20 protein-coding genes and 1 pseudogene are annotated in these 22,353 nt (G+C 61.7%); 11 read left to right on the top strand and 10 right to left on the bottom strand.

Going from position 1 to position 22,353, the window contains the following annotated elements:
• The first annotated feature begins 6 nt into the window (after positions 1-6).
• The 5 genes and pseudogenes from L5849_RS10925 (at position 7) to L5849_RS10910 (ending at position 6,089) form a co-directional block, all read left to right on the top strand.
• Positions 7-3,111 (top strand): efflux RND transporter permease subunit, encoded by a 3,105-nt coding sequence (locus L5849_RS10925; protein ID WP_236925586.1) that lies wholly within the window; start codon positions 7-9, stop codon positions 3,109-3,111.
• A 1-nt stretch (position 3,112) separates the two neighbouring features.
• The gene (locus tag L5849_RS10920) at positions 3,113-4,336 is read left to right on the top strand and encodes a TolC family protein (RefSeq protein WP_236925585.1); all 1,224 of its coding nucleotides are present in this window, start codon (positions 3,113-3,115) and stop codon (positions 4,334-4,336) included.
• Positions 4,337-4,702: 366 nt separating this feature from the next.
• A complete protein-coding gene (locus L5849_RS10915; protein ID WP_236925584.1) occupies positions 4,703-4,993 on the top strand; it encodes a hypothetical protein in 291 nt (96 codons plus the stop codon).
• A 124-nt stretch (positions 4,994-5,117) separates the two neighbouring features.
• A pseudogene (locus L5849_RS16150) lies at positions 5,118-5,357 on the top strand (LysR family transcriptional regulator); the annotation flags it as partial.
• 18 nt (positions 5,358-5,375) lie between these two features.
• On the top strand, positions 5,376-6,089 hold the full coding sequence (locus L5849_RS10910) for a LysR substrate-binding domain-containing protein (RefSeq protein ID WP_236925583.1): 714 nt from the start codon (positions 5,376-5,378) through the stop codon (positions 6,087-6,089).
• A gap of 229 nt (positions 6,090-6,318) precedes the next feature.
• Here the strand turns inward: L5849_RS10910 and L5849_RS10905 are convergent, their stop codons facing one another.
• The 4 genes from L5849_RS10905 to L5849_RS10890 all read right to left on the bottom strand — a co-directional run bounded on the left by L5849_RS10905 (position 6,319) and on the right by L5849_RS10890 (position 11,380).
• Positions 6,319-7,050 (bottom strand): PepSY domain-containing protein, encoded by a 732-nt coding sequence (locus tag L5849_RS10905; RefSeq protein ID WP_236925582.1) that lies wholly within the window; start codon positions 7,048-7,050, stop codon positions 6,319-6,321.
• Entirely contained in the window at positions 7,050-7,757 is a 708-nt protein-coding gene (locus L5849_RS10900; protein ID WP_236925581.1) for a PepSY domain-containing protein, read from the bottom strand. The genes L5849_RS10905 and L5849_RS10900 overlap by 1 nt, the downstream gene beginning before the upstream one ends.
• Before the next feature lie 11 nt (positions 7,758-7,768).
• The gene (locus L5849_RS10895; RefSeq protein ID WP_236925580.1) at positions 7,769-10,483 is read right to left on the bottom strand and encodes a TonB-dependent receptor domain-containing protein; all 2,715 of its coding nucleotides are present in this window, start codon (positions 10,481-10,483) and stop codon (positions 7,769-7,771) included.
• A gap of 177 nt (positions 10,484-10,660) precedes the next feature.
• On the bottom strand, positions 10,661-11,380 hold the full coding sequence (locus L5849_RS10890; RefSeq protein WP_115415734.1) for a UTRA domain-containing protein: 720 nt from the start codon (positions 11,378-11,380) through the stop codon (positions 10,661-10,663).
• A gap of 588 nt (positions 11,381-11,968) precedes the next feature.
• Here L5849_RS10890 and L5849_RS10885 point away from each other — a divergent pair.
• Genes L5849_RS10885 through L5849_RS10875 form a run of 3 tightly spaced genes read left to right on the top strand, consistent with a single transcriptional unit; the run spans position 11,969 to position 12,922 of the window.
• Entirely contained in the window at positions 11,969-12,259 is a 291-nt protein-coding gene (locus L5849_RS10885; protein ID WP_236925579.1) for a putative quinol monooxygenase, read from the top strand.
• A gap of 4 nt (positions 12,260-12,263) precedes the next feature.
• Positions 12,264-12,713, top strand: a complete 450-nt coding sequence (locus L5849_RS10880) for a MarR family winged helix-turn-helix transcriptional regulator (RefSeq protein ID WP_115415732.1) — start codon at positions 12,264-12,266, stop codon at positions 12,711-12,713.
• A complete protein-coding gene (locus L5849_RS10875) occupies positions 12,710-12,922 on the top strand; it encodes a hypothetical protein (RefSeq protein WP_115415731.1) in 213 nt (70 codons plus the stop codon). The genes L5849_RS10880 and L5849_RS10875 overlap by 4 nt, the downstream gene beginning before the upstream one ends.
• 136 nt (positions 12,923-13,058) lie before the next feature.
• On the opposite strand, the gene L5849_RS10870 is transcribed toward L5849_RS10875, so the two are convergent.
• Positions 13,059-15,317, bottom strand: coding sequence for an NADP-dependent malic enzyme (locus L5849_RS10870; RefSeq protein ID WP_236925578.1), 2,259 nt, complete (start codon positions 15,315-15,317; stop codon positions 13,059-13,061).
• A 113-nt stretch (positions 15,318-15,430) separates the two neighbouring features.
• Between L5849_RS10870 and mutS the strand changes: the two genes are divergently transcribed.
• Genes mutS through L5849_RS10855 form a run of 3 tightly spaced genes read left to right on the top strand, consistent with a single transcriptional unit; the run spans position 15,431 to position 18,935 of the window.
• Positions 15,431-18,055 (top strand): DNA mismatch repair protein MutS, encoded by a 2,625-nt coding sequence (gene mutS / locus L5849_RS10865; protein WP_236925577.1) that lies wholly within the window; start codon positions 15,431-15,433, stop codon positions 18,053-18,055.
• Between the two features lie 25 nt (positions 18,056-18,080).
• On the top strand, positions 18,081-18,485 hold the full coding sequence (locus tag L5849_RS10860) for a hypothetical protein (RefSeq protein WP_236925576.1): 405 nt from the start codon (positions 18,081-18,083) through the stop codon (positions 18,483-18,485).
• Between the two features lie 42 nt (positions 18,486-18,527).
• Positions 18,528-18,935 carry a YidH family protein gene (locus L5849_RS10855; protein ID WP_115415727.1) on the top strand — a complete coding sequence of 136 codons (408 nt, stop codon included), beginning with the start codon at positions 18,528-18,530 and terminating at the stop codon, positions 18,933-18,935.
• Here L5849_RS10855 and L5849_RS10850 read toward each other — a convergent pair whose 3' ends face one another.
• The 5 genes from L5849_RS10850 to gluQRS all read right to left on the bottom strand — a co-directional run bounded on the left by L5849_RS10850 (position 18,936) and on the right by gluQRS (position 22,261).
• Entirely contained in the window at positions 18,936-19,280 is a 345-nt protein-coding gene (locus L5849_RS10850) for a hypothetical protein (RefSeq protein ID WP_236925575.1), read from the bottom strand.
• Positions 19,281-19,537: 257 nt separating this feature from the next.
• Positions 19,538-20,410 carry a 3-hydroxyacyl-CoA dehydrogenase NAD-binding domain-containing protein gene (locus L5849_RS10845; protein ID WP_236925574.1) on the bottom strand — a complete coding sequence of 291 codons (873 nt, stop codon included), beginning with the start codon at positions 20,408-20,410 and terminating at the stop codon, positions 19,538-19,540.
• Between the two features lie 173 nt (positions 20,411-20,583).
• Positions 20,584-21,162 (bottom strand): cob(I)yrinic acid a,c-diamide adenosyltransferase, encoded by a 579-nt coding sequence (locus tag L5849_RS10840; protein WP_236925573.1) that lies wholly within the window; start codon positions 21,160-21,162, stop codon positions 20,584-20,586.
• A 13-nt stretch (positions 21,163-21,175) separates the two neighbouring features.
• Positions 21,176-21,406 carry an HIG1 domain-containing protein gene (locus tag L5849_RS10835; RefSeq protein ID WP_236925572.1) on the bottom strand — a complete coding sequence of 77 codons (231 nt, stop codon included), beginning with the start codon at positions 21,404-21,406 and terminating at the stop codon, positions 21,176-21,178.
• Between the two features lie 12 nt (positions 21,407-21,418).
• A complete protein-coding gene (gene gluQRS, locus L5849_RS10830; RefSeq protein WP_236925571.1) occupies positions 21,419-22,261 on the bottom strand; it encodes a tRNA glutamyl-Q(34) synthetase GluQRS in 843 nt (280 codons plus the stop codon).
• Positions 22,262-22,353 lie beyond the last annotated feature (92 nt).

The raw sequence follows: 22,353 nt of genomic DNA, 5'->3' as shown, positions 1-22,353 counted from the left end.
GCCGACATGCTTCGCAATCTGATAAAAAAGGCGCTCGATCTGCGCCTGGGCGTCATCGGCCTGGCGCTGGTCCTCGCCGGGGTTGGAGCATGGTCCTTCGCCAGGCTACCGATCGACGCCTTCCCCGACATCAGCACCACGCAAGTCAAGATCATCCTCAAGGCTCCGGGGATGACGCCGGAAGAAGTCGAGAGCCGCGTGGTAACGCCGATCGAGATGGAGATGCTCGGAATTCCCGAGCAGACCGTACTCCGCTCGGTCGCCAAATACGCTATCGCCGACATCACGATCGATTTCGAAGATAGCACCGATATCTATTGGGCGCGGCAACAGGTCTCCGAGCGGCTCAATGCGGTGGTGGGAGATATGCCGGCGACGGTTGGAGGCGGGCTAGCTCCGATTTCGACGCCGCTCTCCGAGATGTTCATGTTCACGCTCGAAGGGCCGCAATCGTTGGCCGAGAAACGTCGGGTGCTCGACTGGACGATCCGTCCGGCTTTGCGCACCGTGCCCGGCGTCGCAGACGTCAATGCGCTCGGAGGCTTCGTCGAAACTTTCGAAGTCGCACCGGACAGCTCGGCCCTGGCGGTATCCGGCCTTTCCACCGCCGACCTCGCCGAAGCCATCGAGATGAGCAATCGCAACGATGGCGCAGGAAGGCTGACCATTGGCGAGGAATCGCTGATCGTCCGTTCGATCGGGGCCATCCGCACTTTGGAGGACCTTGCAGCCGTGGTCGTCAAAGCCGACACGGGCGCGGTCGTCCGCGTGGGCGATGTCGCCACCGTCCGCATGGGAAGCCTCACCCGTTATGGCGCCGTTTCAAAGAACGGCCAAGCCGAAGCCGTGCAAGGCCTCGTCATCGGCTTGCGCGGTGCCGACGCCAGCCAGATCGTCGACGGAGTGAAGCAAAGGCTCGAGGAGATTCAGCCCAGCCTGCCCGAGGGAATGAGCGTCGCGGTCTTCTACGATCGTTCGGACTTGATCGAACGCGCGGTCGGGACCGTCGAGACCGCGCTTTTCGAAGCGACCGTGCTGGTCATCATCCTGCTTCTGCTGTTTCTCGGCGATGTCCGAGCCTCGGTGATCGTCGCACTGGCATTGCCGATGGCCGTCCTGCTGACCTTCATCTTCATGCGGTCGATTGGCCTCAGCGCCAATCTCATGAGCCTGGGCGGGCTTGCGATCGCCGTCGGAATCCTTGTCGATGGCGCGGTGGTCGTGGTCGAGAATGTTGTAGAGAGACTTTCCGATCCCAAACACTCGACGAACAGCAAAATCCACAACGTGTTCGTCGCCGCTGTCGAAGTCGCCAAGCCGGTCGCTTCGGGTCTTGCAATCATCGCGCTGGTATTCCTCCCGCTGCTGACTCTGGAAGGGCTGGAAGGCAAGCTTTTCTCGCCAGTCGCCCTGACCATCGTGCTGGCGCTAGGTTCGGCGCTGGTTCTGTCGCTGACGCTTGTCCCGGTGCTCGCTTTCTATCTGCTCAAGGTCAAGCAAGGCCATTCCGAACCCTGGTTGATGCGTAAAATCGCGCCGCGCTATTCGGCAGCCCTGATGGCAAGCTTCGACAACAAGAAACGCGTGTTCGGGGTGGCCGGGCTCGGGCTTGCGCTGGCGGCGGGGGCATACACCGTCACCGGTAAGACCTTCCTGCCCGTGATGGATGAAGGCTCGATCATCGTGCAGCTCACCAAACTCCCTTCGATCTCGCTCGACCACAGCGTCGAGGGCGACATGAAGGTGCAGCGCGCAATTCTGGATCAGGTGCCGGAAGTCGAAGCAGTGATCGCCCGCGTCGGTTCGGACGAGCTCGGGCTCGACCCAATGAGCCCCAATGAAACCGACAGCTTCCTCGAGCTCAAACCGCGCGAGGAATGGCGCGTGAAGGACAAGGACTGGCTGCTGGGCGAATTGCGCAAGGTAATGGAGCAATTTCCCGGGATAGAACCGACCTTCACCCAGCCGATCGACATGCGGACATCGGAAATGCTTACCGGCGCACGCGGCGATCTGGCGATCAAGCTGTTCGGCCCTGATCTTGACGAACTCGCGCGCCTCGCAGGGGAAATCCAGAAGCGGCTGGAGGGTCTTGAGGGAACAAGCGAGGCTATGACCGTCGCCAACGATCAGGTGGATTACCTCTTGATCGATATCGACCGCGTTGCCGCGGGCCGCGTTGGCATGCCGGTGTCCGACTTGCAGGATATGATGCGTGCCCAGGTCGAAGGCGTGCGTACCGGCATCGTCGCCGATGGTGTCCGCCGTGTACCGATTGTCTTGAAGGGCGACGGTTCTCGCGGTCTGACACCGCAGGGCTTCGCCGATCTCGTCTACCGCGCGCCCTCCGGCCAACTCGTGCGGGCAAGCGATGTGGCGCATGTCGGCCAGGCCTACGGGCCGGTCAAGCTCGAGCATGAGAACGGTTCGCGTTTCGCCATGGTACAGGCCTTCGTATCGGGGCGCGATCTCGTCGGCTATGTCGAGGACGCGAAGGCGGATATCGCGGCGAATGTCTCCCTGCCGCAGGGCTACCGGATCGAATGGGGTGGTCAGTTCGAGAACCAGCAGCGTGCTTCGGCCCGGCTGATGGTGGTGCTGCCGATCTCAATCGTGCTGATCTTCGCCATCCTTTTCTTCACGCTGAAATCGATGCGCGGATCCCTGCTGATCCTTACCAACATTCCCTTCGCGGCCGTGGGGGGGATGATCGCCCTGGCAGTTTCGGGCGAGTATCTTTCCGTCCCGGCGTCCGTCGGCTTCATCGCCTTGCTCGGTATCGCCGTGCTCAACGGTCTCGTGATGGTGACGTATTTCCGCCAGCTTCGCGAACAAGGCATGCCTCTTTCCGAAGCGGTGCGGCGCGGAGCCGAACGGCGGCTCCGCCCTGTCCTGATGACTGCCAGTATCGCCGCCTTCGGGCTTGTGCCGCTGCTGTTCGCAACCGGGCCGGGATCGGAAATTCAGAAGCCGCTCGCAATCGTCGTCATCGGTGGCCTCGTGACTGCGACGCTGCTGACGCTCATCCTCCTGCCGATCCTTTACGAGCGGTTTGGAGAAACCGCAGCCGAACGCGAGGCGAGCGATGCTTTGCGGTTGGAGGAGGACTAGAATGCGCCCGATCACGACCATGGCGGCCACATTCCTGTTGGTCTCGCCCCTCGCGGCCGAAACTGGTTTGCCCGACGAAGCGACCGTCCAGCAGGTGCTCGACGATCATCCCTCGGTCGTCGCCGCTCGCGCCCGCCTCGAAGCGGCACGCTCTCGGGCCGCGGGCCTGCGCAGGGGGCCACATGAAGTCACCCTGTCGGGCAGCTACACCCGCCGTAGCGTCGATATCGGCGGCGAGTTCGATGAATACGATGCTCAAGTGACGCGCGCATTTCGATTGCCGGGAAAGGCACGGCTCGATCGCGAAATCGGCGAACATGGCATCGCGGCCGCCAGCAACCTCGCGGAGGATGCTCGCCACCAGGCCGCGCTGCTTCTTTCCGAACAATGGTTCGATTGGCTGTCCGCATCCGCGCGGGCGAAAGTCGATCGCACGGCAGTGGCGAATTACGAGAAGTCGCTTGCCGCCATAACCCGGCGGATGCACTTGCGCGATGCGGCTCGACTGGATGTCGATCTGGCGCGCGCCGCGCTCGCAGGGGCTCGGATGGCACTGGACCGCTCGGAGGGCGGCATAGCTTTGGCACGTGCTCGCCTGGAGGCGCATTTTCCGGGCCTTCCGCTTCCGATCGAAGCGCCCGATCTGCCTTCTCCCGAAATCTCGGATACGCGCCTCTCCCAGTTGCACGATCTGGTCGTCCTCAACAGCCACGAGATCGGTGCTGCCCGGGCCGAGGCAAAACGCAGGGCCTCTATCGCCGATCGCATGGACAAGGATCGGCTCGCCGACCCTTCGGTCGGTGTGAGAGTGTTTTCCGAATCCGGCGGCGCGGAAACCGGCGCCGGGCTTGTTTTCTCCATTCCGCTCGGCGGAGGTCATCGCAGGGCACTGGCAGGCGAGGCGGCGGCCCTTGCCTCAGCCGCGCGAGCGCAAGAAGGTCTGGCACGTTACAATGTCGAAGAAACCGCCGATGCAGACCTTGTCGAGGCGCGGTATCGGACAGCGGCTTGGCGGCGTTCACGCGAAGCAGTCGAAGCGCAGGTTGCCGCGTTACGCAAACTGCGGAAGGGCTATGAACTCGGCGAAATCGATCTGACCGACCTGCTGCTGGGCGAACGGATGGTCCACCATGCATTCCTAAGCGAAACCGAAGCAAGGGGCGAAGCGATGCGTGCGATCACCAAGCTGCGCATCGACAGCCACGCATTATGGCTTGCTGACTGAAGAGGAGCGGTACGTTCCCCTGCGCCTCATTCCGCAAGCGGTTCGAGAGCTGTCCACCGCATCACGTGCGGGAGATCGGCTTTCAATCGGAGACACCTGAAGTCGCACACCAGGCCACCGCAAGAAGCAACGCATGCTCGACCCTGCACGCTATCGCCAGCGCAACCTGGCCGAGTGCTTCGTCAACAAGCTCAAACACTTCCGCCGTCGGCCCATTGCGCACAAGATCGAAGGCATAAGCCCGCGTGAATTGGCCTTGGCCTCGCTTCTCGCATCCGAAGACGGGGCTCTTTCGTGCTGCCGTTACCGGCGTGCCGAACGAAATCTATCGCGCGCCCTCATTTCCACAAGCAGAGTGAGAGCCTCATGATCGATCTCTTTCACGAATTGAGTCCTAAGATCTTCGGCACACTTCCTGACTGCGGGTTTACCGGCGAAGCCGGAGCCGTCCTTGCACCGTTCGATAGAGAATTTGGTCATCCGGTCGAGCAAGGCTTCCCGGTTTTCGGACGTCGACAATTCATTCTTCGTCAGCGCGAATTCGACGACCTCCCCGGCATGGGCGACTTGCGGTGCCGAAGACAGTACCGAGAAGAGGACAAGATGTCTCTTGGAAAACTGCATGCTAACCTCCGCTATTGCTGCGATGCAGTATGAACGAGGCATCCGGGCATGCCATCGCAAAGACATCAAGGTATCTTTGCAATCGTCGCAACGGGGTAAGCCTCTGATATTTTTTATCTTATGAGCGCAGCGCCGCCACTAGGCGAGAAATCGTCATTTGTGCAGTGCGGCAATTCGGTCCATAGTCGGGCGAGGTTTCGAGGAATTTCCAATTCGCAGACTCCCTCCAACCGGTTCTCTGGAAGCCTTTCTCACGGCGGCGCGCTTCGGTTCGCTGCGCAAGGCTTCGGACGAGCTGAATTTATCCGTTTCGGCCCTCAGCCGGCGCGTTCAAAAGCTGGAACGGCACGTTGGCACCGCACTCTTCACGCGCACGGGGAATGAGTATCGGCTCAACCAGGAGGGTAAGCGCCTGGTGGCCGAGATCGAACAGCCCTTCGATCAAATGATGTCGGTATTCGAGCGGCACGAGGGACCACGAAAAATGGAGCTGGTCGTCGGCGTTCCGACATCCTTCGCCACGGCATGGCTGATACCGCGTCTCGATTTTTTCCGGAAAGCCAACACCGACATAGAACTCCGGCTGGATACGTCCGGTTCTCCGGTAGAAAAGCTCGGAGACAGCCTCGATATGATCATATTCTTTGCCGAAGAGGGCGCGGAGAAAGTGTCGTTCCAGCCCTTGCGCCCACAGGGTGCGTTCATCGTAGCTCAGGAAGGCACGGTGAACCCTCTGGATGGGCTGAGACAGACGCTGAGAAGGACACCGCTGCTGGTGCATCGCCAACTGCCGCGCATACTGGATAGCTGGATGGCTGCTGTCGGGTTGCCTGCGGACTTCGATCTCACCATCGACAGGTTCGATGACGGGCCACTGCTTGTCGCAGCCGCCCAAAGCGGCCTTGGACTGGCGCTCGTGCTCGAGGATATGATCAACTTCTATGGAAACGCGTCGGGACTGGTCAGGCCGTTTGGCGAGTACGTCCGCACACCCTTCAGCTACGCGATCGCAGCAAAGCCCGTGCCGGGCAATTCGCGCGCGGTCCAACGCTTCGGCGCGTGGATCGCCGAAGAAACGCGCAAGGACGGTGGGACGACACTGCCCGAAAAATTGCTGGAGACGCCGTGACGTCTCCAGCGGAAAGGCTTGGGAGAGGTGTCAGAAGGGCTTCCCCCTGACGCCTCGATAGTTCGTTGAATAGAGCGAGGAATTCCATCGCAGTGATGGAAAGGTAGCGTTGCACAAAATGCAACGCCCGGTGCCTCTTCTCGGCCTGGCTCGGCGTATCCAAGCGTATTTTCGCCCGACGGCGTTAATGGGCGCTTGGATTCGTGCCTAGGCGGTTTACGGGCGGCCCCTAATCATCATTGGCCAATACGCGTTTCGAGGGCGGTTTCCTGCGGACAATCCAGGAAAAATCGCGTTTGGTGAAAGATTTGAAGAGCAGGTAAAATCCGGTTCCCGAGAGAAACAGCGTTCCAAACGCCACTATTATGATCAGGGGATGATTGAAACTGGAGCGATCCAGGTAATCCATATTGTGGAGCATCCAGAAGAAATCCCACAAACGCCAGGTATCCCCGCGCATCGTCAGAAGCTCACCCGAGGCCGCCGAGAAATATGCGGAGGAATTTTCGGCATCCGCGAAATCGACACGCCACACGGCCCCCTCATAGTCCCGTGCCTCAAGGTTCGGGCGATCCATCCGTGTAATAGACTTGATCCGCGCAGGAGCGATCTCCTCGGCGCGCGCGCGAACGAAAGCCGGATCGACCGTTATCGCATTGCCCGTGCGAGCATCGAAAAGGCGGATTCCATCATCGTAGGAGACTTCGTAGATCGGTCTGTCGCCAACGCTACGGACCGCGAATCCCGTAACCTGCTCATCAGTGATTTCCGCCGGATCGACAAAATTACCGGCGGGGATTCGGCTTGGAGAGACATCGGGCCGCGCTTTCATCGCCTCCATGTCGATGGTCGCCATCATGGCCCCGCTGACAGCCCACAGAATGAACTGAATTCCGAGAATCAGGCCGACCCATTTGTGGACCCGGCGAAAAAACAGGGGCGAGAATCGGATTTTCTTCATCAGCGCTTCTTCTTTTTCCGACGTTTCGGGAAGGCCCAGACCAGCAGCCACGCGCCGGTAAGCGCCATCAGAACCGCGAGCCAGGTGCTGATCCGAAGGAGCGGATTGTTGATGTCGCTGCGTTCGTCATAGTCCATGATGTGCAGCATCCAGGCAAAGTCGAAGATCCGCCAAAGCGAATGCCGACGTGAAATGAGTGCGCCGGATTCCGGCGAGATATAGAAGGTGGGACTGTCCCAGCGGTCGAATACCACCTGCCAGTAGGGTGGCTTGCGGCCCTGCATTTCCATCGGGGCGCTGGTAAGCAGCTCGACCGAACGGATGGGTTCGTCGAACGCATAGATTTCGCGAGCGACCGCGGCAGCCTCGTCGCGGGTGACGGGACGAAGCACTTCCCCCGTCCCCGCATCCACCAGCTTCATCCCTGACGGCCCGGAGATTTCCCACACCGTCCGGCCTAACAGAGACGAACTCCGCATTTCCGTAGCCCCCGGATAGCGACGCAGCGCATCCTCGGGTGAAACCATCCGTTCTACATCCAACACCTGTGCGGGTGCCGACTTGATCAAATGATCGCCGTGGATCCGGTCTATATGGACGACGACCATGTAAAACCCGGTCGCCGTCCAAAATACCACCTGCAACCCGATGATCAGTGCCAGCCATTTGTGGAAACGCCGAACGAAGAGTGGCCATCTGATTTTCATGGTGGGTCCGATCAGAAGCCGGTCTGGAAACCGACATAGAAGCGGCGGCCCATGAGATCATAGGTCATGGTATCGGTATTGGCGTCGGTAAAGCTCTGGATATAGGGAGCATCGCGATCGAAGAGATTGTCGACCCCCAGGCGGAAGCTGGTCCGGTCATTCACGTCGAAACGCACCTGCAGATTGTGATAGAATACGTCCGGCGTCGAATAGCCGATGTCGCCGGGGCTGGCGTTAAAATCGGTGGCAGAACCGATCCACTGAGTGGACCAGGTTGCGCCGATCGGGCCGTTTTCGATGGTGAGAGTGCCATAGCCACGCCACTCTGGATAACCGCCATTACCCCCACCGATAAAGCCATCGAACTGGATAGGAGCACCGCCTTCGAAGGGGTAGACCGTATATTCGTTCAGCCAGGTAACGTTCAAATTAAGGGATACGTCGAACGAGCCGATTGATCGATTATACAACATGCCGACGTCGAGCCCGCTCATCTTCTCCAGGCCGGTATTGATAGGCTGAGCGGACAGCTCCGTGACTTCGCCGGTCAGCGTGCTTCGCTTGAAATCATCGCAAAACTCGCTGCTCAGATTGGGGCTGGCGTAGCAGACTGCCAGCTTGGTCGAACCGGGAATGGCGCGGATTGCGTCCTCGATATCGATCTCGAACCAGTCGACCGTCAGAGAAAGGCCCGGGATCTGATTTCTCGGCTGCACGACCGCACCTATGGTCCAGGTCGTTGAGCTTTCAGGCTGGAGATCCGGGTTGCCCCCGACCGTGGTCAGAATGGTATTGCCGAGCTGGACATATCCCGCCGGCACGCCGGTGGCCTGACAATTCGCGATAAGCGTCGCATTGCCGCTGGTGCTGTAATTGCTGCATGGATCGGTGGTCGTCAGATTGCCTTCGGAAACGCCTCCGAACAATTCCGGCACATTGGGGATTCGAAAGCCTGTCCCGTAGGTGGTACGAAAACGCAAACCATCGAACACCTCCCAATCGGCACCCAGCTTGTAGTTCCAGTCCGTACCGAAGAGATCGTAATCGGATACCCGCAGCGCGCCATTGACGGTCAGGGCCTCCGCAAATGCAGCGCCTGAGAAGACCGGAACCGACAATTCCAGATAGGCTTCCTTGGCCTTGCTTTTCCCGGAGATCGGGTCCTGTTGATTGGTGTTCGCGATACCGGCGACGGTCAGGGGATCGGGATCCCGCCAGCCCTTTTCTTCACGATAAGCTATACCGGTCGCAAACGATACCGCCCCGGCAGGAAGCGTGAAGAGGTCCCCGGTGAGATCCAGAGTCGCGCTGACGAGTTCGTTTCCGCCCCTGTCTCGCGACGTGAACAAAATGTAGTCGAGAACTTCCGGGGTAAGGTCCCCGAAACCCAAGAAGTCGGCGCAAGGGATACCGTTAGAGCCGCAGGTCGCGGGATCGATTGCATTCCCCACCCGCTCGAGATTGGCGACATTGGTGGAACCGTCGATCGCGGTGTTCTTTCCCCAGCTTACGGCAGCTTCCCAGTGCCAGGCGTTGGACAGATCGCCCCGTAGCCCGCCGGTTGCCTGCCAGGTCTCGGAATCCTGGAAAAACTGACGGGGGCCAGCCTCCGCCAGACGGCGCCGGATGACGACCAGATCCTCGCCCGTAGGGTTGCTGGGGAAGCTGGCCGGGATGGCCAGATTGCGCAGAGTACCCGGCGTCGCGATCTGGTTGCTTTTGCGTTTGGTATAGAGGAATTCGCCAAAGGCCTCGGCTGCGTCACCCAGTTCGACATCGCCGAACACTCCGATACTCCACCGCTCGATTGGACTGACCGCATTCAGCGTAAGGGCGGAATTGTAATTGTGCTTGGCCGGATCGTAGGGTTCATAGAAGTCCCCGTCGCCACCCAAAACCTGATTGAAGTTGATCTGCTGGCCATTGGGAAGCACGGCCCGCCCACCGATGGTGGAGGAACTGTTCACGCAGGAAAGAGAGCCCGGCGTTGTTTCGGCAAGCGAACACGGTGCCCGGCTGAACATGCTGACCGGATCGGTGTTCTGATAATTGGCCGCGACCATGATTCCGGCGCTGTCTGATCGCCAGCCCGCCAGCACATCGATGGAAGCATCTGCGCCGTCGCCCTGTTCCGTGATGCCGTAACGCCCGCCGACTCGGATACCCTCGAAATCCGTACGGGTAATCATGTTCACGACGCCCGCCATTGCGTCCGCACCATAGACTGCGGAGGCGCCATCCTTGAGCACCTCGGTGCGAGCCAGCATGTTGACCGGTATCATGTTGAGGTCGGGCGAGGAATTGGCACCCGTCCCGCCAGCGACCAGGCGTCGACCATTGAGCAACACCAGCGTCCGCTTGATGCCCAAACCACGCAGGTTGACCTGAGCGGTGCCGTAGCCATTGCCGGTCCAGTAGGCCGAGGTCTGATTGCCGGCGAAGCCCGCATTGGCGGGAAGCCGCTGCAGAAGCGTCTCGACATTCACGATGCCGGTGTTTTCCATTTCTTCCACGCCGACGACGGTCGTCGGCCCAACACCTTCGATATCCGCACGGCGAATTCTCGATCCGGTTACGAGGATAGCATTGGATCCATCCGGCTCGGCGGATATGTCCGCGCCGCTCGCTTCGGTCGCGGCTTCGTCCGCGGCATCCTGCGCCGCGACCGGGCTCGAGATCGCCACCGCGAGCACACTGGTTCCGATTAAAATGCTCTTGCAACGCATCGAACTTACCCTCCCAAATTGAATTTCCAGGAGAGTGAACACACTGCCGATCTCAGTCAATGACTTTTTGTATATACATCAAAAACATCATAAAGCACTGATTTATATAGGTATTTTTCCGATACGGGTCCAAAATCCTTGCTCTTGTTGGAAATTAATTATCGACTTTACGAAACATTATTTCCGAGCGGAGCCGAATCGGGCGTCAAGGCTGTAAGACTCGCCGACGAAGAGTTGGCGCACTGCGGTTATGTGCTCTTTGCCTCGCCAAGTTCTACGCGCGAGGACCAGACACGGTGCGCCCGGAGTGATCTTCAGGCTGCAGGCCTCTCGCTCGGTCGCACCCGTTGCCGAGATATTGGTTTCGGCTTCGGTCCAGGGGACGTGTTGGAGAAGCCAGCTTCCGGGAGATTCCGGATCGAATGCCGCGTCCTCGATTTCAGGAACCGCCGTCAGACTCACCACCCTGCTCTCATAAGCGAAAGGGTACCCATCAGCCATATGAACACCGATAGTCAGCAAGGAAGGACCCGAAATTGGCGCTATGCCAAATTGGTGCACCGGCCCTAGGTCGAGCGCCTCTGCCTGGGCCGCCTCGCGATGGATAAGCCGGAAACGGTACTCCTGGTCGCGCCCGCGCACTTCCTCTGCAAGATCGGGAATGTCCAGAACCATTGCATGGGCCTGAGGCCGGGCCACAAAACTACCGGCCTTGCGGCGCCGTTCGACCAGACCCGTCGCAGCAAGAGCGGATATCGCCTTGTTTACCGTCATGCGGGAGCACCCATATTGCTCCATCAGCTTGGCTTCGATCGGCAACCGGTCGCCCGGAGCAAGATCGCCGCTCATTATGCGGTTCTCGATGTCGGAGCGGATCCGCTCGTGAAGGGAGGTCATACGAGTAATCTCCACAAATCGTTCGGGGGTTCTCGCTCAATCGTCCCGCGTCCGCAATGATGGCCACTCTGCATCTCGGCGGCGCCCCCGCAACCCGCGCGACAAACGCGAAGCCAAGCGCCCATAGACCTTGGATTTGAACCGGCCGACTTAGGAATGGTGCCGTCCGAAGCCGCCCAATTCCTTGTATAGTATATGATTTGCCGTGTCACGGATACGAGAAGGACGCGGCTGCAAGACACGATTTCACCATGAGCACCCGACACGAAGCAGGTTTGATCCGGTTAAGCATGGAGGAACCGGGGACAGCACCCCGGACCGCAAACCAATCATCGCTGTCCCCCTCCGGCACTCGCCCACTAGCCACCCCCAAGCGCTGCCTCATGGCAGAGTACTTCGGCCTACCCGCCCTTCGATAGAGCTTCCTCGACAAATTATGTATATACATCAGGCTGGAGCATGTAAACGGCGGCGGCCAGGGCGATAAGCGGGCACGCTTGCGAAAGGCTATCGGACCACCCGGCATTTACAGTCTTGACGCAGAGCATGGCTCTATGTAGTTATCATGCTAACTAAAGGAGCCTCAGAATGGCGCAACTGAATATCATCGCGCGAATTACGCCGCATCCCGAATATTTCGACGATGCGCGCAAAGCTGTGTGCGGCATAATCGAGCAAACGCGCGCGGAGCCGGGCTGTATCGAATTCCGGTTGAGCGAGAATGTCGAAACCGGGACCCTGCATCTCTATGAGGAATGGGAGGATGAAGCGGCTCTGAAAGCCCATCACGAGCAGCCATATACCGTTGCGGTTTTCAAGGCATATGAACGCTGGCTCGCCGAGGAGCCGGAGATACTTCGGCTCCACCCGGTGGCCTAGTACGATGTTTTTTCTCAAGGACTTGCCCAGTCGGCAGATGGTCGAAGGCTATTCCGACCGGTTCGAGGGCGTCGATGTCGGCAACGTCATGGACGCGCTCGATCTGATGCGTAGGGCAAGTCTCCTGATCCGCGATCTGGAAGCGTATTTCGCGGACCATGGCTTCTCGCAATTGCGCTTTCTCACTCTGGTCGTCATCGATCGTGAACCGGATCGTTCATCGCTGATGGCGGGGGAGGTCGCCGATCGGCTGGATGTGTCGAAACCCGTCGTAACGAGAGTGCTGCGCAGCCTGGAATCCGCGAAGCTCATCAGCATCGCGTCCAGTTCTGATGATGCCCGATCGCGCGAGATTTCCCTTACCGCGGCAGGCCAGGCGAAACTTGCCGAGATCATGCCGGGCTATTTCTCGATCCTGAACCGAGCCATGTCTTCGGCAAAGGCCGGTTCGTGAAAACCGTCCTCCTCCATCTTCTGCTGGTTTGGCTGATCGTATGGCCGCTCGTGACGTGCTTGCTGATCCTGCTTTCCGGCTTGGCCCACCCCCTGCCACTGGGCGTGCAGACGTTGATTTTGACCGGAATTCTGGTTCCGCTGACCAACCTCGTTCTCGGCCCGAAAATGCGCCGACTCGCAAGCCACCTTACGCGGGAAAATCCGTAATGGGGCCAGTCCGGAGTGGGCCGGATACACCGCTTGCAACGGAGCAAGTCGGCGGGCAGGATTTACCCCGCACAAAGCGCCTGGCTCCGTTCCGTCGCCACGCGGCGAAATTGAAGCTCTCGCGAAGCTCGGCCCGTCAGCCCACCACGCCCGCACTCGCCAACACCGCCAAGGTCAGCACGTCCGGCGCGATCGCCGTCATCGGGGCGATCTGGACGGGTTTTTCCATCCCGATCATCATCGGGCCGACCGTGGTTTCGCCTGCCAGTTCGCGCAGCAGCTTGGCCGAAAGGTTCGCCGATTGCAGGCCAGGCATCACCAGCACATTGGCCGGTCCGGACAGGCGGCTGAAGGGGTAGAGCTTCATCACTGTCGGATTGAGCGCGACGTCGGGCGCCATTTCGCCTTCATATTCGAAGCCCGGTTCCTCGGCGTCGAGAATCGCCACCGCATCGCGGATATTATCGAGCCACTGCCCGCTGGGGTTGCCGAAGGTCGAGAATGACAGGAAGGCAACGCGCGGTTCGTGGCCCATGCGGCGCGCCACGGCGGCGGTTTCCTTGGCGATATGCGCGAGCTGTTCGGCGGTGGGGCGTTCATTGATCGTGGTATCGGCCAGGAACACGGTGGTGTTCTTGCCGATCATCATATGGACGCCGAAGGGTACTGCACCGGGAGCCGGATCGAGCACTCTCCCGACCTCGCGTGCGGTCTGGCTGAAGGTACGGGTCAGACCCGAGATCATGCCATCGCCATGTCCCAGCGCGACGAGCAGCGCGGCGAAAACGTTACGCTCCTGATTGACCATGCGGGCCACATCGCGTTCGGTATAGCCGCGCCGCTGCAGCCGCTTGTAAAGGAAATCGACCATGGCCGGGACCTTGTCCGACAGGGCGGAGTTTTCGACGATCCAGTCGTCGGGATCGTCGACGGCAAGTTCGGCCAGCTTCTCGCGCACCTTTTCCGTCCGACCGACGAGAATCGGTTCTCCATAGCCGAAGTCGCGGAACTGGACCGCGGCGCGCAGCACCACATCCTCTTCCGCTTCGGCGAAGACCATCCGCTTGGGATTGGCCTTAGCCTGTTCGTAGATATTGGTCAGGGCAGCGGTCGTCGGATTGAGACGCGCCTTCAATTGGTGGCGGTATTCCTCGAAATCCTCGATCGGTGCCTGCGCGACTCCCGTTTCCATGGCCGCTTTCGCCACCGCGCTGGATACGACTTCCATCAGGCGCGGGTCGAACGGGGCCGGGATGATGTACTCCTCGCCGAATTGATGCGTGACTCCGTAAGCGGCAGCCACTTCCTCGGGCACGCGCTCGCGCGCCAGTTCGGCGATGGCACGCGCCGCCGCCACTTTCATCTCCTCATTGATCGCGGTCGCCTGCACATCGAGCGCGCCGCGAAAAATGAAAGGGAAGCCCAGCACATTGTTGACTTGGTTGGGATAGTCGCTGCGGCCGGTCGCGATGATCGCATCGGGCCGGACCGTCTTGGCATCTTCGGGCATGATCTCGGGCACCGGGTTGGCCATGGCGAAGATGATCGGCCTGTCGGCCATATGCTCGACCCATTCGGGCTTGAGCGCACCCGCCGCCGACAGGCCAAGAAAGATATCGGCACCCTTCAGGGCCTGCTCGAGATCGGTAGCGGAAGTCTCTACCGCATGCGCGCTTTTCCACTGGTCGACGTCCGCGCGGCCTGGTGTGATCGGACCCGACCGGTCGCATACGATCACATTCTCGTGCGGCACGCCGATCGCCTTGATCAGTGCGGTACAGGCAAGCGCCGAGGCACCCGCACCGTTCACCACCATCTTCACATTCTTGAGGTCGCGGCCCGTCAGGTGGCAGGCGTTGATCAACCCGGCTGCTGCAATGATCGCGGTGCCGTGCTGGTCATCATGCATGACCGGGATATTCATCCGCTCGCGCAGCGCCTGTTCGATGATGAAGCATTCGGGCGCGGCGATGTCTTCCAGATTGATGCCACCGAAGGTCGGCTCCATCAGCGCGACGGCTTCGATGAACTTTTCCGGGTCCTCGGTGTCGAGTTCGAGGTCGATTGAATCGACATCGGCGAAGCGCTTGAACAGCACTGCCTTGCCTTCCATCACCGGCTTCGAGGCCAGCGCGCCGAGATTGCCCAGGCCAAGGATGGCGGTGCCATTGGAAATGACCGCGACGAGGTTCGAGCGCGCGGTGTAACGGGCCGCATCCTTGGGGTTTGCCGCAATCGCTTCCACCGGGGCGGCCACGCCGGGCGAATAGGCCAGGCTGAGATCGCGCTGGCTCGCCATGGGCTTGCTGGCGATGATCTCGATCTTACCGGGACGAATCGTCTCGTGGTAGAACAGCGCTTCGCGGGTGGTGAATGCGGATTTCTCGTCGGCCATCGGCGTCCCCTTGTCTTGCGTTGCTGCCCCTAACCGTTCGGGCGGCGAAGTCATAGGGGAAAGGAAGGGTAGCCCGACTCCCGAATCGCCGCCATGCTCGCTAGGCCCCTCCCATGCCCGGCAAGCCCACTCCGATGATGCAGCAATATCTGGCGCTCAAGCGCGAGGCAGGCGATGCACTGCTGTTCTACCGCATGGGCGATTTCTTCGAGCTGTTCTTCGAGGATGCCAAGGTGGCCGCGGGCGTGCTCGACATCGCGCTGACCACGCGGGGCGAACACGACGGCGAACCGGTCCCGATGTGCGGTGTCCCGGTCCATTCGGCCGAAGGCTATCTCGCCCGGCTGATCAAGGGCGGCTGCCGGGTCGCGATCGCCGAACAGACGGAGACGCCCGAGCAGGCAAAGGAACGCGCCAAACGCGAAGGCACGCCGGTATCCAAGGCGCTGGTCGCGCGCGATATCGTGCGCTTCGTTACTGCCGGCACGCTGACCGAGGAAGCGCTGCTCGAACCGCGCCGCGCCAACCTGCTGGTAGCAGTGGCACCGGTGCGCGACGGCGTCGGACTGGCGGCGTGCGACATCTCGACCGGGCGAATGGAGCTCGAGGAATGCGATCCGCAGGCGCTCGATGCGGCGCTCGCGCGTCTGGGAGCAAGCGAGGTTGTTGCCCCCGAGGACTGGGACGCCGCCCCGCCCGAAGTGATCGCACGGCCACGCGCGGATTTCCGTAGCGAGAATGGCGAAACACGCCTCAAGAACATTCACGGGATCGCAACGCTCGACGGGCTGGGCACCTTCACCCGGCCGATGCTCGCGGCGGTGGCCGGGCTGATTGCCTATCTCGATCATGCCGGGCGCGGCACGCTGCCTTTCCTGCTGCCGCCGGTGGCGCGCGGATCGGGCGCGCATCTGGCGATGGATGCGGCGACACGCACCAGCCTCGAAATCCTCGAGGCGCAAGGCGGCGGACGGGCGGGAAGCCTCATCGCCTGCGTCGACCGCTGCTCTACCGGGGCCGGCGCGCGCCAATTGGCCGAGGACCTTGCCGCCCCGCTCGCCGAGCGCGGCGCGATCGAAGAACGTCTCGCCAGCGTGCAGCAGTTTTACGCCGACCCGCTGCTGCGAGCGGATCTGCGAGCCGTCCTGCGACAGGCGCCCGACATCGGCCGTGCACTCGGCAGGCTGGTGGCTGGGCGGGGCAGCCCGCGCGATCTCGGGCAGATCCGCGACGGTCTGGCCGAAGCGCGGCGCGTGCGGGACATGCTGGCGGCCAGCAGCGACCGGCCTGCACTGCTTGCGCGGATGAGCGATGCTTTGGGCGGTCATGGCGCGCTGGTCGATCATCTGGCGCGCGCGCTGGTGCCCTCTCCGCCGACCGAGCGCAGCCAGGGCGGTTTCATCGCCAGCGGCTACGACCATTCGCTCGATGCCTTGCGCGAAACCAGCGGCAATGCGCGCAAGGCGATCGCCGCGCTGGAAGCAAAATATCGCGAGGAGACCAAGACCCCCTCTCTCAAGATCAAGCACAACAAGGTGCTCGGCTATTTCATCGAAGTACCGGCCAAGCACGGCGACAAGCTGATGGCGGCGGATAGCGGCTTTACCCACCGCCAGACCATGGCGGGCGCGGTGCGGTTCAACTCGGTCGGCCTGCATGAAGAAGCCTCGCGGATCGCGGAGGCCGGGGCGCATGCGCTGGCGGCCGAAGAGACGCATTTCGACCGCCTTGTCGGCGAAGTGGTCGACGCACGCAAGGCTATCGCCGCAACGGCCGCTGCGCTGGCGCGGATCGACGTATCCGCAGCGCTCGCCGAACGCGCAGCCGAAGGCGACTGGGCTCGACCCGAAATCCTCGACGAGCCTTGCCTTGAGGTCAGCGGCGGACGGCACCCGGTGGTCGAACAGGCGCTGGCCAAAACCGGCGAACGCTTCGTCGCCAACGACTGCACGCTCGGGCCGGACGACCGGCTATGGCTGATCGGCGGCCCGAACATGGGCGGCAAATCGACCTTTCTGCGGCAGAACGCATTGATCATACTGCTCGCCCAGGCGGGAAGCTTCGTGCCCGCGACCAAAGCGCGGATCGGGCTGGCCGATCGCCTGTTCAGCCGGGTGGGCGCGAGCGACAACCTTGCGCGCGGCCGCTCGACCTTCATGGTGGAGATGGTCGAGACCGCCGCCATCCTGTCGCAGGCCACGACACGCAGCTTCGTCATTCTCGACGAGGTGGGCCGCGGTACCTCGACCTATGACGGTATGGCGCTCGCCTGGGCGGTGGTCGAGGCGGTGCATGAGCAACTCGGCTGCCGCTGCCTTTTCGCGACGCATTATCACGAGCTCAGCCGCCTCGCCGATACTTGCGATGCGCTGAGCCTGCACCATGTTCGTGCGCGCGAATGGAAGGGCGATCTGGTGCTTCTGCACGAACTGGCCAGGGGCGCGGCGGACCGCAGCTACGGCCTGTCGGTCGCGAAGCTGGCGGGCGTACCCGCGCCGGTTATCAAACGCGCCAAGGCGGTGCTCGACAAGCTCGAGAAAGGCCGCGAGGCTACCGGCGGGCTCGCGGCGGGCCTTGGCGAACTGCCGCTCTTCGCGGTCACTGCGCAGATGGAGGAGGCCGAGGAGGATCCGCTACATGCGGCGGTGGAGGCAATCGATGTCGATTCACTTTCGCCGCGAGAGGCGCTCGAAACGCTGTATGCCTTGAAGGCGCAAGCCGCAGCAACAGACGCTTAACTCCCATCCGCTACGATCTGCGGCCATGGATCAGGAATTTCCTCCCGGACTGGTCAAGAAGCTGGCCTTGGTTGGCGCGTTTCTGGTGGCCGTGGCGCTGCTGATTGGCGGGGAAGACGATCCCGGCGTGATCGGCCAACTGGGCGACGCGCCGCCCATTGAGGGCCGGGCTGCGGGGGCGCAGCCCGCAAGCGGGGATCAATGGCCGAGGCCTGGAACCCGGCAAGTGCAACGCAACGACCAGGCGCTGTCCACCTGGTATGCCGAAAATGACACCACCGGTCCGGCCAACCCTCAGCCATTCGAGCCAGAAGCGATCGACCGCAGCCATTTGACCGGCGACGCCATGCCCATGGTGGGACCATCTAACGGACGAGCCCCCAGGGCCGCACCGGATGAAGAACCTGTCATTGCGGAAGAGGTGCGATAGATGACGCCGGAACCGGCGCGGCCTTTCGCCCATTGACACGTCATGGCGCAGGACGATCCCCCGGATAGCCCCGATAAATCGACGCAATGGGCGGAATTTCGCACCGACCTTGCCGAAGATCGCAACATCATGGCGATGGAGCGCACCTTTGCAGGCTGGATGCGTACGGCCTTTGCAGCGATCGGCATCGGCCTCGGCTTTCGCGCTGTTTTTGGAGATTTCGAGCCGCCTTGGCTAGCCAGAGCCATCGCCACGGTTTTCATCGTGGGCGGCGGCTGGCTGGCCATCACCGCCGAGCGACGCGCCTGCAAAACGCTAGCCCGGCTCGATCCGCATGAATTCGAAGCAATCTCGACTCCGAATTTCAAACTTATGGCCTACGCCGTTGCCACCGGCTCGGCGGTTCTAACCGCCGGCCTTTGGATCCTGAACGACGGCTCGATCGAATAATCAGCCACCGTCGCCGCGCAACCCGTCGGGTTTGCGCGCCTTGCCGTATTTGTCGACATTGTCGTCGTGGTTCGGCTCGCCGGTATAGGCATCCATGTCGATCCGGCCCGAGCTTTCCATGTCGCGCATGTGATCGACCGTATCCTGCGTGGAATCGCCCATCAGGCCCGACGATCTGTCGCTCTTAAGGCTCTCGGTTGGCGAGCCTGTCTCGGACGTCACCTCCCGCGCCTGCTCGGCGACTTCCTGCGCCTGGCTACGGTGATCGTCCTGCTCATCATTATGCGTTTCCGGGGCAAGGCCGTACTGACGCATTTCCTGGCTCTCGGGCTTGGTGGTACTCATCGAATATCTCCTTTGGAGGAGAAACGGGGAGCGGGGGCCTGGGGTTCCGTTATTTGTTGGATGCGGGCCGGTCGCTTGTCCGGCACTTCAGTGCCAGCCCTCGCCCCCATCCGGAGCTTTTTATAGGTGCGGTCGTGACGTCCGGCCCGACCTTGCTGTTCCATCCCGCTCCCCCTCCCGGCCACCCACAGCATCATCCTGATTGGGTGGTCGGGAGGGGGAGCGGGATGGAACAGCCGAGCCGTCAGGCGAGCAAACTAACGCGTCGGGACCGGCACTTCGCCCGAATAATCGTAGAACCCGCGGCCGGTCTTGCGGCCGAGCCAGCCTGCTTCGACATATTTCACCAGCAGCGGCGCGGGCCGGTATTTGCTGTCGCCCGTGGTGTTGTAGAGCACCATGATAATGTCGAGGCAGGTGTCGAGCCCGACGAAATCGGCTAGCTGCAGCGGCCCCATCGGGTGGTTGAGACCGAGGCGGCAGCCCTTGTCGATATCCTCGATCCCGGCGGTCGACTGGCCGAGCACGAAGACCGCTTCGTTGATCATCGGCAGCAGGATGCGGTTGACGACGAAGCCGGGCTCGTCCTGGCTCAGCACCACTTCCTTGCCCAGCCCTTCCGCAAAGGCCACGGTCTTGTCGGTTGTCGTCTGCGCCGTGGCAAGGCCGGGGATGACCTCGATCAGTCCCATGATCGGGACCGGGTTGAAAAAGTGCAAACCGATAAAACGCGCCGGATCGGGCGAGTAGTTGGCCATGCGGGTGATCGGGATCGAGCTGGTATTGGAAGCCATGATCGCGTCGGGGGCGAGGAATTCGCCAGCTTTCTCGAAAATGGTCTTCTTGACCCCTTCCTTTTCGGTCGCTGCCTCGACGATCAGACTGGCATCCTTCATCGGCGCATAATCGGCAACTGGCGTGATGCGCTTCAGTGTCGCTTCGGCATCGGCAATCTCGATCTTGCCCTTGCCCACCAGCTTGCCGAGCGCCTTGTCGATGCCCGCATGCGCCTTCTCGGCGACATCGAGGCTTATATCGGCCAGCAGCACATCCATGCCGTGAGCGGCCACGGTTTGCGCAATGCCGGAACCCATCTGCCCCGCACCGATAATGGCGACCGTCTTGTTCATCGAGATTTCCCTTCGCATGTGCAGCAAAGTGCGCGGTCTAACGGGCGTGCGGCGACAATACCAGCGCCTTTCCGGCAGGCATGACCGACCGGCACAGACGGCGCCCCTTTTGCGATCGTCACACCGGACCGAGGCCGGTGTGACGGAGCAGGCCTGGATGGCACAAATTCCGACTACCGGTTGGCGCCGGGGATCCACTTCACGTCGGCGCGCCCGTCGTCATTTGCCACGCGGGCAAGCACGAAGAGATAATCCGACAGACGGTTGATATAGGCGAGCGCCTGCGGGTTGGTCAGCGACTGCGAAGCCATCGCCGTCATCGCCCGTTCGGCGCGGCGGACCGCAGCCCGGGCCAAGTGGAGGCGCGCCGCGACTTCGCTTCCGCCGGGCAGGACGAAGCTGGTCAGGGGTTCGAGCCGCGCATTGGCCGCGTCGATGGCTTTTTCCAGCCATTCGACCTGCGCGGGAACAACCCGGAGAACCATCTCCGAGGGCGCGAAGTCATCCTCTTCGGCGGCCGGTGTCGCAAGGTCGGCACCAAGGTCGAACAGATCGTTCTGGATGCGGTAAAGCGGCTCGGCAAACCCGCTCTGCGCCCATGCGACCGCCGCCAGCCCTACCGCAGAATTGGCTTCGTCCACCGCGCCGATCGCTTCCATGCGCGCATCGTGCTTGGGCAGACGCGACCCGTCGACCAGGCCCGTGGTGCCATCGTCGCCGGTACGGGTGTAGATCTTGTTGAGCTTGACCACGCCGCGTTGCGGATCAGTTAGCGATGGCGAGGAGCACCGCGACCACCACGACCGCCAGAGCCTGATATTTGATGCGGGCGAACATCATCCTGTTCTGCGCCAGCTGCATATCGGTCGCGTCGGTCTGTTCCCCGCTCTCCAGATCGATCTTGGTGCTCTTCATGAAAGCGACGATCCCACGGATCAGCGAAGCCACCACAAGGACCATCATGATGACGAGAAGGATGGTGAGGAATGTTGTCATAGCCCAGCGGGTTTAGGCGTTCAGCAGGGAAATACCAGCCGGAAATCTATGCAAGCGCAGTTGTTCTGCAAGCAACAGTCCGTTCTCCCCGCCCTGTCGCCGGTCCGCCAGCCCGAGGCCAGAAGCACCCGATCCGCGGCGCTTGGCGAGCTTCTGCCCGCTCCGATCGAGCAGCAACCCATGGTGATGCCAGCGCGGCACCGGCAGGCAGAGAAGCGCCTGCAGCAGCCGGTGTATATGCGTTGCGGGAAACAGATCGGCCCCGCGCGTCACCAGCGTCACCCCGTCAGCCGCATCGTCGAGCGTCGCGGCGAGATGATAGCTCGCCGGCGCATCCTTGCGCACGATCACCACATCGCCCGCCTCGCGCGGATCGGCGATCTGCGGCCCCGCGAGCTCGTCTACCCAAACCAGCTCCCCTGCCTCTGCCAAGGCGCGATCGACATCGAGCCGCAGTGCGGCAGGTTTGGCGGGATCGAGCAGGCGCCCCTTGCAGGTGCCCGGATAGATCGCGCCCTGCGAACCCAGCCGCGGCTCCAGTGCCTCGATTTCCGCCCGAGTACAGGTGCAGGGATAGAGATAGCCGCGCCGGAGCAATTCGTTTGCGGCCCTGTCGTAAGTTGTCAGCCGGGTCGATTGCGCGGGAACCTCTTCCCATTCGAGCCCCAGCCATTCGAGATCGCGGCGAAACTCGTCGGCAAGCTCGGGGCGCGATCGCGGTCCGTCGATATCCTCGATCCGCAGCAGGAACCGGCCGCCAGCTTCGCGCGCCAGATCATGCGCGACGATCGCCGAATAGGCATGGCCGAGATGCAGCGGGCCATTGGGGCTGGGCGCGAACCGCGTAATCACCATGATCCAGCCGCCGCATCCGCGCTCCGCTTGCTGTGAAAGGCAGCGAGTCGGTGGAAAGGCTGTGGATAGCCTGTCTGTAACAGTCTTGACGC

This window comes from Erythrobacter sp. SN021 (assembly GCF_021864455.1).
This window is presented reverse-complemented; position numbering and strand designations above follow the sequence as displayed.

Excerpts from the sequence above, each read along its gene's own strand:
- L5849_RS10925 (WP_236925586.1), top strand. The coding sequence starts at position 7 with ATGCTTCGCAATCTGATAAAAAAGGCGCTCGATCTGCGCCTGGGCGTC.
- L5849_RS10870 (WP_236925578.1), bottom strand. The coding sequence starts at position 15,317 with ATGGCCGACGAGAAATCCGCATTCACCACCCGCGAAGCGCTGTTCTAC.
- L5849_RS10835 (WP_236925572.1), bottom strand. The coding sequence starts at position 21,406 with ATGACAACATTCCTCACCATCCTTCTCGTCATCATGATGGTCCTTGTG.
- L5849_RS10890 (WP_115415734.1), bottom strand. The coding sequence starts at position 11,380 with ATGACCTCCCTTCACGAGCGGATCCGCTCCGACATCGAGAACCGCATA.
- L5849_RS10915 (WP_236925584.1), top strand. The coding sequence starts at position 4,703 with ATGATCGATCTCTTTCACGAATTGAGTCCTAAGATCTTCGGCACACTT.
- L5849_RS10860 (WP_236925576.1), top strand. The coding sequence starts at position 18,081 with ATGGATCAGGAATTTCCTCCCGGACTGGTCAAGAAGCTGGCCTTGGTT.
- L5849_RS10900 (WP_236925581.1), bottom strand. The coding sequence starts at position 7,757 with ATGAAAATCAGATGGCCACTCTTCGTTCGGCGTTTCCACAAATGGCTG.
- L5849_RS10880 (WP_115415732.1), top strand. The coding sequence starts at position 12,264 with ATGTTTTTTCTCAAGGACTTGCCCAGTCGGCAGATGGTCGAAGGCTAT.
- gluQRS (WP_236925571.1), bottom strand. The coding sequence starts at position 22,261 with ATGGTGATTACGCGGTTCGCGCCCAGCCCCAATGGCCCGCTGCATCTC.
- L5849_RS10905 (WP_236925582.1), bottom strand. The coding sequence starts at position 7,050 with ATGAAGAAAATCCGATTCTCGCCCCTGTTTTTTCGCCGGGTCCACAAA.
- L5849_RS10845 (WP_236925574.1), bottom strand. The coding sequence starts at position 20,410 with ATGAACAAGACGGTCGCCATTATCGGTGCGGGGCAGATGGGTTCCGGC.
- mutS (WP_236925577.1), top strand. The coding sequence starts at position 15,431 with ATGCCCGGCAAGCCCACTCCGATGATGCAGCAATATCTGGCGCTCAAG.
- L5849_RS10895 (WP_236925580.1), bottom strand. The coding sequence starts at position 10,483 with ATGCGTTGCAAGAGCATTTTAATCGGAACCAGTGTGCTCGCGGTGGCG.
- L5849_RS10850 (WP_236925575.1), bottom strand. The coding sequence starts at position 19,280 with ATGAGTACCACCAAGCCCGAGAGCCAGGAAATGCGTCAGTACGGCCTT.
- L5849_RS10920 (WP_236925585.1), top strand. The coding sequence starts at position 3,113 with ATGCGCCCGATCACGACCATGGCGGCCACATTCCTGTTGGTCTCGCCC.
- L5849_RS10885 (WP_236925579.1), top strand. The coding sequence starts at position 11,969 with ATGGCGCAACTGAATATCATCGCGCGAATTACGCCGCATCCCGAATAT.
- L5849_RS10855 (WP_115415727.1), top strand. The coding sequence starts at position 18,528 with ATGGCGCAGGACGATCCCCCGGATAGCCCCGATAAATCGACGCAATGG.